This is a genomic window from Mesobacillus sp. (genome assembly GCF_049588175.1).
Classification (GTDB): Bacteria; Bacillota; Bacilli; order Bacillales; family Cytobacillaceae; genus Mesobacillus.
This window is the reverse complement of record NZ_JBAVFI010000247.1, coordinates 1-11,074: the sequence shown is the minus strand read 5'-3', so window position 1 is coordinate 11,074 and position 11,074 is coordinate 1. Positions and strand designations below refer to the sequence as shown.

Below are 11,074 nucleotides of genomic sequence, written 5' to 3'. Positions count from 1 at the left end.
GTATTCCAGCTTTTGAAGAAACATTATTCCCGCTATGACGTGGATACAGTGACAGCTGTAACAGGTACATCTAAGAAAGATTACCTCAAGGTGGCGGAGACGTTCTGTTCAACAGGAAAGCCTGGCAAAGCAGGTACGATTTTATATGCAATGGGTACAACCCAGCATACAGTAGGAACCCAGAATGTCCGGATATACGCAATGCTCCAGCTTCTTCTTGGGAACATCGGGATGCCAGGAGGCGGCGTCAATGCGCTTCGCGGTGAATCCAACGTGCAGGGTTCAACCGATTTCGGATTATTATTCCACCAGCTGCCTGGATATCTAAATTCGCCAACTGAAATTCCTGAAAATGCGACATTGAAAGCCTATCTGGAAAAAGAAACACCTAAAACAGGCTACTGGAGCAACAAGCCAAAGTTCGTCGTCAGCTTATTGAAGGCATGGTACGGCCCTAACGCAACAAAAAACAATGAATTCTGCTATCAGTACCTACCAAAAGGAAACAAGAACTACTCGCATATCGCACTATTCAATGCCATGTACAAGGGCGAACTCGAAGGGGCCTTCCTGTTTGGAACAAACCCTGTTGTTGGCGGCCCGAACGCCGGCAAGGAAAAAGAAGCTCTCAGTAACTTGAAATGGATGGTAGCGGTTGACCTTTGGGAAACAGAAACATCTGCATTCTGGCAAAAAGAAGCAGGCAGCAACCCGTCGAAGATTGACACAGAAGTATTCCTGCTTCCTGCAGCCTCTTCCTATGAAAAAGAAGGTACGGTTTCAAACAGCGGCCGCTGGATGCAATACCGCTGGAAGGCTATCGAGCCTAAAGGCGAAGCAAAAGCGGATTTAGAGATCATGCATATGCTTATGCAGCGATTGAAGGGCATGTACAAGAACGAAAGCTCAGCTGCTGCAAAACCAATCAATGCGATCTACTGGAACTATGGGGATCATGATCACCCTGACTTCGATATGATTGCGAAGGAAATCAATGGGTCATACACCGCAACTGGCAAGCAGGTAGAAAACTTCGGCAATCTTGCTGATGATGGTTCCACAAGTTCAGGATGCTGGATTTATTCTGGATATTACCCAGCCGATGGACAGAACCTCTCAAAACGCCGTGACAACAAAGATACTGGCATGGGCAACTTCTTGAATTGGTCTTATGCATGGCCGATGAACCGCCGTGTTCTTTATAACCGTGCTTCTTGTGACCCAAGCGGTAAGCCATGGAATAAGGACAAAGCAGTGATCTGGTGGGATGCGGTACAGAAAAAATGGGTTGGAAACGATGTTCCTGACTTTAAAGCAGTGGTTTCCCCTGCTGAAAAAGGCGGCACAAACCCATTCATCATGCAGGCAAACGGCCTGGGCGGCATCTATGCACCGACTTTGGCAGACGGTCCATTCCCAGAACACTATGAACCGTTTGAAAGCCCTGTGCCGAATGTCTTCTCAAGCCAGGAATTCAACCCGACGATCAAGGTGTGGGATGGCGACTTCAACCTTAAAGGATCGAAGAAGCAATTCCCGATCGTGGCGACGACCTACCGAGTAAGTGAACACTGGCAGTCAGGTTCGATGACACGCAACCAGCAGTGGCTATCGGAGCTTGCCGGCCACATGTACATCGAAATGAGCGAAGAGCTCGCGAAGGAAAAAGGCATTAAGAACAAGGATCAGGTCATCGTCACTTCCGCCCGAGGCGAGGTCAAAGCGTACGCAATGGTGACGAAGCGCTTCAAACCGCATATGGTCAATGGCAAAAAGGTCCACCAGATTGGCATGCCATGGCACTTCGGATATAAAGGATATGCAACAGGGGATACAGCAAACCGCTTAACACCTCATATTGGGGACGCAAACACGATGATCCCTGAATATAAGGCATTCCTCTGCAACGTAAGGAGGGCTGACTAATGGCAAAGGCGGAGTATGTAAAATTTATCGACGTGACCAAGTGTGACGGCTGCCGCGCATGCATGGTTGCCTGTAAAAACTGGAACGACCTTCCGGCTGAACCGGAAGCATTCCAGGGAAGTGTCCAGTCACATGCGAATGTAACGGCAAACACTTGGAACGTGCTGTCATTCATTGAACACGAAAACGGAAAAGGAAATCTTGAATACCTTTTCCGCCACTCATCATGCTTCCATTGTTCCGAAGCTGCCTGCGTGAAGGTTTGCCCTGAGGATGCCATGCACTATACAGACTTTGGCACTGTCGATGTGAACACAGATAAATGCGTGGGCTGCGGCTATTGCGTCCAGAACTGTCCATTTGATGTTGTTCAATTGGCAACTTATAAAGACAAGAATGGCAAGGAGTACAAGAAGGCGCAGAAATGTACGATGTGCGTGGACCGTCTTGAGGAGGGCATGCAGCCAGCCTGCGTCACAACCTGCCATACGGACGCAATGGAATTCGGCACGAAAGAAGAAATGCTGAAGAAAGCTGAAAAGCGCCTGGGCGAAATCAAGGGACGTTTCCCTAACGCGATGATCTACAACCCAGAAGGAGTCGGCGGCACACATACGATCTATGTGCTTGCTGAAAAGCCTTCCGTTTATGGATTGCCTGAAAAGCCGAAGGTTCCGACATCTGCAGTGGTCTGGAAGGATTATGCCCAGCCAATCGGAAAAATGATGCTTGGTGCAACAAGCATGGCACTCGTGGGTGCTTTCGTAACCAACAAGTTATTCAACAAGGAAAGTAAAGTACAAGAAGAGGATGGAGGCGGCAGCCATGAGTAAACCGCAAAAATCAGAGGTGAAGGTTAAACGTTTCTCAAAAGGTTTTGTCATTTCTCATGCTGTGAACGCCATTTCCTTCTTCGCGCTCTATATCACGGCCTTGCCCATGTATACAGAATGGTTTGACTGGCTTTATCCAGTGCTTGGCGGGCCAGCAGGAGCGCGCATGCTCCACAGGGTTTTCGCGGTTACCTTCATCACGCCTACCTTCATCTGGCTGATCATGGATCCTAAAGGCTTTCTGCGCTGGGGCAAGGAGCTTATTACCTGGAAAAAGAGAGACCTGCAATTTTTCACTGAGTTTGTTAAGGAACTATTCGGCTTCAAGTTCAAGCATGTAAAACAAACATTCTTTAATGCTGGTGAAAAAATCAACTCAATCATTCAGATCCTGACTGCGTTTCTAATCATCGGTTCAGGATTTCCGATGTGGTTTCCTGCGCTGTTCCCGAAAGTCGTTGTCCAATGGGCATATGTGGCTCATAATGTCGGCTTCGGATTGGCCATTGCTGTCGTAGTCGGCCATATTTATCTCAGTGTCATCCACAAGAATTCCAGGCCAGGATATACCGGCGTTATAACCGGTGAAGTTCCTGCCTGGTGGGCAAAGGATCACTATACAGAATGGTATGAAGAAGAAGTTAAGAAGGGCAATTTCCCTGATTTAGATAAAAATAAGAACAAGAAAAAAGGCGCTTGATTTTTAGATGAGTGCAAGTATTTGACGCACCAGCATTTTTACTCGGGAAGCTGGGGCTTCGCTGCGAAAAGAACTCACAAGAGAGGGAATGGTGATCCACACAGGGCGCCATTCCCTTCAAAATTTGAAAAGGAAGAGGTGCTGCAGCAATGAAGAATTCCCTTGTCTCAAAAGAGTACCAGAAATTGCAGAAAGAAATGATCAGATTGCAGGAACAGTGGAAGCTAAGCCTGAATCCCGAGAGTATCCAGCCTAATCTTGATAAAGCGGCAATGGAGGCAGGTGTGCCAGTCACTGCTTTAGCGGCTATTGATTTTGATATTCCCCTATTTTTACAGTGGATAGAGGATATGGGAGAGCTATTATCGAACTATCAACCTAACCTGGAAAAATCGATGAAATCTCTTAAAAAGTCATTGGATGATGAAACAGCCAAAAGATGGATTGATGAGGCATTTGCCTTTAATCATATTTATTTTGCCAGTTTTGCAGAAGAGAATAATATTGATGCGTGGATTCCTCAATTTTTAGCAGAAAATGTACTTCGTCCTTATTTGCAGCTGACAGCGGAAAAAGTCCAGGATGATATTCAATATGGCGTACTTGGTGCGGGCTGCCCTGTCTGTGGTGAACCTGTACGACTTGCCCAGCTTGAAGACGGAGGAAAAAAAGTCCTTCACTGTCCTCGCTGCCTAGCTCACTGGCATGAAAAACGCCTCACTTGCTCGCACTGCGGCAATGAAGACCATGAAACGGTTCAATTCCTGACGATTGAAGGAGAGTCTGCGGCCCAAATCCAAGTTTGTGAGGAATGCAAGGGGTATACTAAAATAATTGATACAAGACAATATATTGTGAAGCCAACGCCGGCAATGCTTGATTTAAATACGGTTCATCTGGATTTCGTTGCCCAGGAGAACGGTTATCACGCCGCTGGTGAAACAAAACAGACAAATTAAAAGAGGTGCTGTGGAATGAAAGCTGGAGCCATCATTTTATCAGGCGGCAAATCTAGCAGGATGGGAAAAAATAAAGCTCTACTGAAATTTCACGAAAAAACGAATATTGAGATAATATTGGATGAACTAAAGCACGTATTCGATGATATAATTCTAGTAACGAATGAACCTGAAACCTATCAATTTTTAAATATTAAGACCATAACGGACCAATATAAAGAATCTGGTCCGCTTGCCGGGATTCACGCTGGACTTGAGGCTTCCGACTATGAAGAGAATTTTGTCGTCGCCTGTGATATGCCATTTGTATCGGGAGAGCTTGCTGCAAGCCTCGTCAAAGAGTTAAAGCACCATGAAGCAGTGGTCCCAATCAGCGAAGGCAGGCAGCATCCGCTTTTTGCCGCCTACCAGAAAAGGGCAGCAGTTGTTGCGAAGGATTGTATCGAAGAAGGGATGCTAAGGATGAAGCATCTGCTCGACCGTCTGGATGTGCGTTATCTGGACGAGCAGGATTTAAAGCTTTATTGCGAGGGCAATCTCGAGCGAGTATTTTTCAATATGAATCGGCCAGAGGAATATGAAGATGCAAAAAAAATGACACAATCGGATTGATAGTTTTTTCAGGTGCTAGAAAGGAAGTTAGGCAGTATGCAATTTTTCAAAGTGAAAACCGTTGAGGAGACTTTTGCTTTAATAGATGAAAAAATCGGCAAGATTCAGGAAACCGAGATAAAAAAGCTTGACCGGGCACTTCATTACATCCTTGCTGAGGATGTGACGGCTGAAGAGAATGTCCCGGGCTTTGACCGTTCAACGGTCGATGGCTATGCGGTCATTGCGAAAGACACTTTTGGTTCTTCTGAATCGATGCCTGGCTTCTTGAATGTGGCTGGTGAAGTCCATATGGGCGAAGAAGCTTCCAAGCCGGTTGGCAGAGGAGAAGCGATTTACGTCCCGACTGGAGGGATGCTTCCGCCCGAAAGTGACAGCGTTCTCATGATTGAGCACTGTGAGGAAATCGGCGGCCTTCTCAACACATATAAGCAGATTGCGCCTGGCGAGAATGTCATCCGGGCAGGAGAAGACATCAGAGCGGGTGAAGTCCTGCTTGCAGCAGGAACCAAATTGCGTCCTCAGGAGCTTGGAGCTCTCGCAGCATTGGGAATTTCACAGGTGAAAGTCTACCGAAAACTGAAAGCAGCATACCTTTCTTCCGGGGATGAAATCGTCCCTTATGAAACGAAATCACTTGAAACAGGACAAATCCGTGATATCAATTACTTAACCGTCAAAGGCCTTGCGAATGAGTGGGGAATTGAAGTTATCTATGGAGGGATCACCCGTGATGATTATCAGGAATTTTCCCAGAAAGCGCGTGAATTGTATGAGCAGGCGGACTGTCTGATCCTCTCCGGCGGCAGTTCAGTCGGGACAAAGGATTATACGACTGAGGTCATCCAGTCACTTGGAGACCCTGGCGTGTTTGTCCATGGAATCTCCATCAAGCCTGGCAAACCGACGATCCTTGCGGTGGCCGATGGAAAGCCGGTCATCGGCCTGCCCGGACATCCTGCGTCTGCAATGATCATCTTCAAGCTGTTTGGCGAGAGGGTTTTTAGAAGATTAAAAGGTGAAAAAATCGAGCCTAAACCAGAACGGGTTTTTGCGAGAATCGTAAAAAATATTGCTTCTTCACCAGGGAGATCTGATTACATCAGGGTCAAGCTGGAGGAAAAGGATGGAGATTGGTGGGCTGATCCGATTATCGGCAAGTCAGGCCTGATCACAACTTTGGTAAAAAGCGATGGGATTGTGGAGATTGTTTCCGAAAAAGAGGGCATTTCTCAAGGGGAACATGTGCCTGTTATTTTGACGAGATAGGGGGAGTGGCATCATGAACAAAATACAGTATAATCGTAAAATCTATCTTGAGGACAAGCCTCGGGCCGAAGCCAGAGACGAAGTGCTCGCTGCTTTCGACCTTCCTCGTGAAAAGGAATGGGTCCCCGCCAGCCGTGCGCTTGGCCGCATTACCGCAGAGCCGGTTTTTGCCAATGTCTCTATGCCTTTTTACCATGCTTCAGCCATGGATGGAATCGCGGTGAACGCAGAGGAAACGTATGAAGCCCATGAACAGAGGCCTCTTCAATTAAAAAAAGGCGAACAATTTGTTTATGTTGATACAGGGAATGCCATCCCTTCACCATTCAATGCGGTGATCATGGTCGAGCATATCCATGTCATCGATGAAGATACAATCGAAATCATCGAACCAGCAACTCCGTGGCAGCATATCCGTCCAATCGGCGAGGATATCGTCCAGGAGGAGATGCTGTTCACTCAGGGCCATGAACTGCGCCCTGCAGACCTTGGGGCCCTCCTCGCGGCACAGGTCACACAGGTATGTGTCGTGAAAAAGCCGCTGGTGACGATTATTCCGACAGGGAATGAATTGGTCAGCGCCGATACTTCGCTTTCATCAGGCAGGATCATTGAATTCAACGGCACCGTTTTTAGCGCGTATATCGAGGATTGGGGCGGCACGCCTCAACTTCAACCGATTGTAAAAGATGAGCCGGAAAAAATTAAAGAAGCATTGTTGACGGCGGTTGAAACGTCTGACATCGTTGTTATTAACGCGGGTTCATCAGCAGGCTCTAAGGATTATACTGTGCATATTCTCGAGGAGCTTGGCACTGTTTTTACCCATGGTGTCGCAACAAGGCCAGGTAAGCCAGTCATCCTTGGAAAGATTAACAATAAAGTGGTTATAGGTGTACCAGGTTATCCAGTGTCAGCGTATTTTGCGCTTGAGTGGTTTGTCAGGCCGCTCGTTTGCAAATATCTTGGGGTCCCAGAGCCGAAAAGGCAGACATTGCAGGTGAAGCTTGGCCGCAGGATTGTCTCTACGATGGGGGCTGAGGACTTTGTCCGAATGAATATCGGCTATGTGGATGGACAATTTGTCGCCAACCCGCTGACGCGCGCGGCCGGCGTTACGATGTCTCTCGTGCGTGCAGATGGCTTGCTTGTCGTACCGCCGGAAGAGCTTGGGTATGAACAGGGCGATGTTGTCGAGTTAGAGCTTTACAGACCGGTTGAAGAAATCAAGAATGCGATTGTCTTCAGCGGCAGCCATGATTTGACGATCGATCTTCTATCCTCCCAGCTTAAAAAACAGCGCACCGACATGAAAATCGTTTCTTCCCACGTTGGCAGCATGGCCGGATTAATGGCTATCAGAAAAGGGGAAGCCCATGTAGCGGGCATTCATTTGCTAGATCCGGAGACGAAAGAATATAATATTACCTATGTTAAAAAATTTCTTGCCGGGAAGGATGCAGTCCTTTATCCATTTTTAAAAAGGACCCAGGGCTGGATGCTGCCAAAAGGGAATCCGCTTGGAATTGAAAATGTCAGCGATATCGCTATGAAGGGTGCTGACTATGCCAACAGGCAAAAAGGGGCCGGGACAAGGATTTTGTTTGATTTATTGTTAAAAGAAACAGGGATTTCCCCCGAGCAGGTAAATGGCTATGAACGTGAAATGTTCTCTCACTTGAGCGTCGCTGCTGAAGTGAAGGGAAATGAGAACGCGGCAGGCCTGGGCATTTACCCGGCAGCCAGGGCAATGGGGCTGGAATTCATCCCGGTTGCGGATGAAAACTATGATTTGCTTATGACAAAGGCATTTTATGAAAGCGAAAAGGGAATTTGGTTAAGGTCCGTGATCCAATCCGAAGCCTTCAAGGCCGAAGTCGCCAAAATCGGCGGATATGCAGTGGTGGAAAATCCAGAACCGATTATACTGTAAATCAAAAAGGCTTGGATCAATTTTATTGAGGTGAAAATGATGAATTATGAAATAGCGAAAGAACCAATCAACGTTCAATCCGTCATTGATAAAGTGGTCCAGCGTGATGCGGGAGCCATCACTACATTCATTGGCACCGTCCGTGAAATGACAAAGGGAAAGAAGACCCTTTTTCTTATATACGAAGCATATGAGCCAATGGCGATCAAGAAGCTTGAGCAAATCGGCACAGAAATCCAGGAGCGCTGGAATGGTGCCGAGGTTGCGATTACACACCGTGTCGGCAGGCTCGCTATTACAGATGTTGCCGTCGTCATTGCCGTTTCAACACCACACCGCAACGATGCATATGAAGCGAACCGATATGCCATCGAGCGCATCAAGGAAATCGTGCCAATCTGGAAAAAAGAGCATTGGGAAGATGGCCAGGAATGGATCGGAAATCAACTAGAAACTGTCTCATATCCGACAGGAAAACCGGAGGAGAAGGATCTCAATGAATAAAATATTATTCTTTGCCCATCTGCGCGATGAAGCGGGGCATGAATCAGTGGAAATCGAAGCTGCCGGTAAAACGGTTGCTGAATTGAAGCAAATGGTGGCTGAAAAGTATGGAGTCCAAAAGCTTGATACATCGATGACAGCAATCAATGAAGAGTTTTCATCAAATGACGAAGTGATCAAAGAGGGAGATACCATCGCGTTTATTCCGCCGGTATCGGGCGGCTGATTCTACTAATGCAGGGAGTAACTAAAGAAATTTTCACTCCAAGCAAGAATTATAAAGCGAAAATCATTAAACGAAGTGATGGCTTTTTTGAATACCATATCTGTGAATGGACTAGAGAAGTAGTACCGGGGTATGGAATTGTTTCAGAATGGTATTGGAGCATGCTCAATAAAACCCTGTCATTATGCGATACAGAAGACAGGGCTATTCAAATCGCTATTGAAGAGCTCCGGCTTTATTCAGGAGAAATGCCAGAATAATAAGGTGGAAATTATCAGTGGTCAGCCCAGTGTCTACATGTCACTGTGTTGAAAGGTATTTTCACTAGTTGCTTACGCTTTTCAATGAGGGGGAATAATCATGTCAGAAAGATATTCACGCCAGACGCTGTTTCCTCCGATTGGGAAGGCCGGACAGGAGAAAATCCGCAGCAAGCATGTGCTGATGATTGGAGCTGGTGCGCTTGGCTCTGGCAATGCCGAACTGCTGGTGCGCGCAGGCGTAGGGCGGCTGACAATTGTCGATCGTGATTATGTGGAAGAAAGTAATCTGCAGCGTCAGCAGCTATATACCGAAGAGGACGTTGCCGAAAAGCTTCCAAAGGCAGCGGCGGCAGAAAAAAGGCTGCGGGCGATTAACTCGGATGTTGATATACGTGCGTATATTGCAGATGCGACTCCGGAAAAATTAGCAGAACTTGCTGACGGCGTGGATCTTATTATGGATGCCACAGACAATTTTGAAACAAGAATGGCAATCAACGATATTTCCCAGAAATATAAAATCCCATGGATATACGGGGCTTGTGTCGGAAGCTTTGGAATGACCTTTACCATCATTCCCAGCAAGACGCCATGCCTGAATTGCCTCCTTAAAACCGTTCCGCTTCAAGGGATGACCTGTGATACGGGGGGCATCATCGGTCCTGCTGTCCAGATGACCATTGCCCATCAGGGAGCAGAAGCGCTGAAAATCCTGGTGGAAGACTGGGACTCGGTCAGGACTTCATTCGTCAGCTTCGATTTGTGGCGGAACCAGTATACAAGCATGAAAATGTCCAAAGCAAAGGATCCAGGCTGCCTGTCATGTGGCGAGAATCCTGAATATCCATATCTGGAAGCTGAGAACATGACGAAGACGACTGTTTTGTGCGGGCGTGATACAGTTCAGATTCGGCCTCCGCATCAGCAGCAGCTGAATTTGCAGGAAACTGCGGAAAAGATGAAGGAATTGGGCTATCACGTAAAAGGGAATCCATATTTGGTTTCGGTCGAAATGCCTGACAACAGGCTGGTTATATTCCAGGACGGCCGCGCGCTGATTCACGGCACAAAGGATTTGTCCCATGCAAGGAGCATTTATCAGAGATTTTTCGGATAGTAACTATAACGCGAACGCGCAAACCCCCTGCCAAAAGTGACAGGGGGTTTCTATATAAACGATCACTGAGGATCGACTATGCTGTTCGCGCTTTTTTTACTTCACTTCATCTGTAGCAACAAGAACGAGACGACCTTTGTCCAATTCCATTTCGTACTGCTCAGCCTCTTGCTTGGATAGGCCAAGTGATTCGAATTTTTTGCGAAGCTCATCGCCGCGTGACTTGAACATATTGCCGATGGAATCAAAGAACCCTTGCTCCTTAAAGCCTACACCGCCTGTTTCAGTAGCGTCCGTCAAATGCTCGCTGCGGTTTTCGTCATGTGCAAAAATATAAATGTTTTCTTTGCCGAATCCAGCTGCTTCAAGTGAGCTAATCTTTTCCGTTGCCTGTACGCCGTTTTCAACTACTTCTACTTTTAACATAGTATCTTCCTCCTTGATTTTTATCTTAACTATACTAGCTTAGAAAGCATGAATGCCTTCCGCGTCTACACTCTATATATATCCGTTCTCATATCTATTAAACATGGAAGGATAAATTGGAAAATTCTCTGCATGCGTGCCAAATCCATTTAAATCGGGTAAATTTATAGCAGTCTCTGTTAAACAAGTCTGTTGATTTTCGTTCCAGGCGCTTCGCTTTCCGCGAAAGAATTATGAAAAAGCCCAACTGCCGGCTATTTCATAAACAAATTCTTCTAGGGGCTGGCGCTGAGCCTCCTCGTCGCT

Annotated in this window: 12 protein-coding genes; 11 read left to right on the top strand and 1 reads right to left on the bottom strand. The window is 46.9% G+C overall.

Going from position 1 to position 11,074, the window contains the following annotated elements; translation table 11 throughout:
* From WB217_RS06140 to WB217_RS06090, 11 genes are all read left to right on the top strand, one after another.
* A partial coding sequence (locus WB217_RS06140; protein ID WP_423991648.1) for a molybdopterin dinucleotide binding domain-containing protein occupies positions 1-1,926 on the top strand: 1,926 nt, incomplete at its 5' end.
* On the top strand, positions 1,926-2,759 hold the full coding sequence (locus tag WB217_RS06135; protein WP_423991646.1) for a 4Fe-4S dicluster domain-containing protein: 834 nt from the start codon (positions 1,926-1,928) through the stop codon (positions 2,757-2,759). The genes WB217_RS06140 and WB217_RS06135, both read left to right, overlap by 1 nt.
* Entirely contained in the window at positions 2,752-3,459 is a 708-nt protein-coding gene (locus WB217_RS06130; RefSeq protein WP_423991644.1) for a formate dehydrogenase subunit gamma, read from the top strand. Before WB217_RS06135 ends, WB217_RS06130 begins: the two co-directional genes overlap by 8 nt.
* 149 nt (positions 3,460-3,608) lie before the next feature.
* Entirely contained in the window at positions 3,609-4,418 is an 810-nt protein-coding gene (locus WB217_RS06125) for a formate dehydrogenase accessory protein FdhE (protein WP_423991642.1), read from the top strand.
* A 15-nt stretch (positions 4,419-4,433) separates the two neighbouring features.
* The gene (mobA, locus tag WB217_RS06120; RefSeq protein ID WP_423991640.1) at positions 4,434-5,030 is read left to right on the top strand and encodes a molybdenum cofactor guanylyltransferase; all 597 of its coding nucleotides are present in this window, start codon (positions 4,434-4,436) and stop codon (positions 5,028-5,030) included.
* A 36-nt stretch (positions 5,031-5,066) separates the two neighbouring features.
* Complete coding sequence (gene glp, locus WB217_RS06115) at positions 5,067-6,299, top strand: gephyrin-like molybdotransferase Glp (protein WP_423991638.1); 1,233 nt, start codon at positions 5,067-5,069, stop codon at positions 6,297-6,299.
* A 13-nt stretch (positions 6,300-6,312) separates the two neighbouring features.
* Positions 6,313-8,232 carry a molybdopterin biosynthesis protein gene (locus tag WB217_RS06110; protein ID WP_423991636.1) on the top strand — a complete coding sequence of 640 codons (1,920 nt, stop codon included), beginning with the start codon at positions 6,313-6,315 and terminating at the stop codon, positions 8,230-8,232.
* Positions 8,233-8,271: 39 nt separating this feature from the next.
* A complete protein-coding gene (locus WB217_RS06105; protein ID WP_335428398.1) occupies positions 8,272-8,736 on the top strand; it encodes a molybdenum cofactor biosynthesis protein MoaE in 465 nt (154 codons plus the stop codon).
* Positions 8,729-8,962: a molybdopterin converting factor subunit 1 gene (gene moaD, locus WB217_RS06100; RefSeq protein ID WP_423991634.1), complete on the top strand. Its 234-nt coding sequence runs from the start codon at positions 8,729-8,731 to the stop codon at positions 8,960-8,962. Before WB217_RS06105 ends, moaD begins: the two co-directional genes overlap by 8 nt.
* An 8-nt stretch (positions 8,963-8,970) precedes the next feature.
* The gene (locus tag WB217_RS06095; protein ID WP_423991632.1) at positions 8,971-9,222 is read left to right on the top strand and encodes a hypothetical protein; all 252 of its coding nucleotides are present in this window, start codon (positions 8,971-8,973) and stop codon (positions 9,220-9,222) included.
* Positions 9,223-9,322: 100 nt separating this feature from the next.
* On the top strand, positions 9,323-10,342 hold the full coding sequence (locus WB217_RS06090) for a thiazole biosynthesis adenylyltransferase ThiF (protein ID WP_423991630.1): 1,020 nt from the start codon (positions 9,323-9,325) through the stop codon (positions 10,340-10,342).
* Positions 10,343-10,438: 96 nt separating this feature from the next.
* Here WB217_RS06090 and WB217_RS06085 read toward each other — a convergent pair whose 3' ends face one another.
* Entirely contained in the window at positions 10,439-10,768 is a 330-nt protein-coding gene (locus WB217_RS06085) for a general stress protein (RefSeq protein WP_423991628.1), read from the bottom strand.
* Positions 10,769-11,074: the final 306 nt, after the last annotated feature.

Excerpts from the sequence above, each read along its gene's own strand:
- WB217_RS06135 (WP_423991646.1), top strand. The coding sequence starts at position 1,926 with ATGGCAAAGGCGGAGTATGTAAAATTTATCGACGTGACCAAGTGTGAC.
- WB217_RS06130 (WP_423991644.1), top strand. The coding sequence starts at position 2,752 with ATGAGTAAACCGCAAAAATCAGAGGTGAAGGTTAAACGTTTCTCAAAA.
- WB217_RS06125 (WP_423991642.1), top strand. The coding sequence starts at position 3,609 with ATGAAGAATTCCCTTGTCTCAAAAGAGTACCAGAAATTGCAGAAAGAA.
- mobA (WP_423991640.1), top strand. The coding sequence starts at position 4,434 with ATGAAAGCTGGAGCCATCATTTTATCAGGCGGCAAATCTAGCAGGATG.
- glp (WP_423991638.1), top strand. The coding sequence starts at position 5,067 with ATGCAATTTTTCAAAGTGAAAACCGTTGAGGAGACTTTTGCTTTAATA.
- WB217_RS06110 (WP_423991636.1), top strand. The coding sequence starts at position 6,313 with ATGAACAAAATACAGTATAATCGTAAAATCTATCTTGAGGACAAGCCT.
- WB217_RS06105 (WP_335428398.1), top strand. The coding sequence starts at position 8,272 with ATGAATTATGAAATAGCGAAAGAACCAATCAACGTTCAATCCGTCATT.
- moaD (WP_423991634.1), top strand. The coding sequence starts at position 8,729 with ATGAATAAAATATTATTCTTTGCCCATCTGCGCGATGAAGCGGGGCAT.
- WB217_RS06095 (WP_423991632.1), top strand. The coding sequence starts at position 8,971 with ATGCAGGGAGTAACTAAAGAAATTTTCACTCCAAGCAAGAATTATAAA.
- WB217_RS06090 (WP_423991630.1), top strand. The coding sequence starts at position 9,323 with ATGTCAGAAAGATATTCACGCCAGACGCTGTTTCCTCCGATTGGGAAG.
- WB217_RS06085 (WP_423991628.1), bottom strand. The coding sequence starts at position 10,768 with ATGTTAAAAGTAGAAGTAGTTGAAAACGGCGTACAGGCAACGGAAAAG.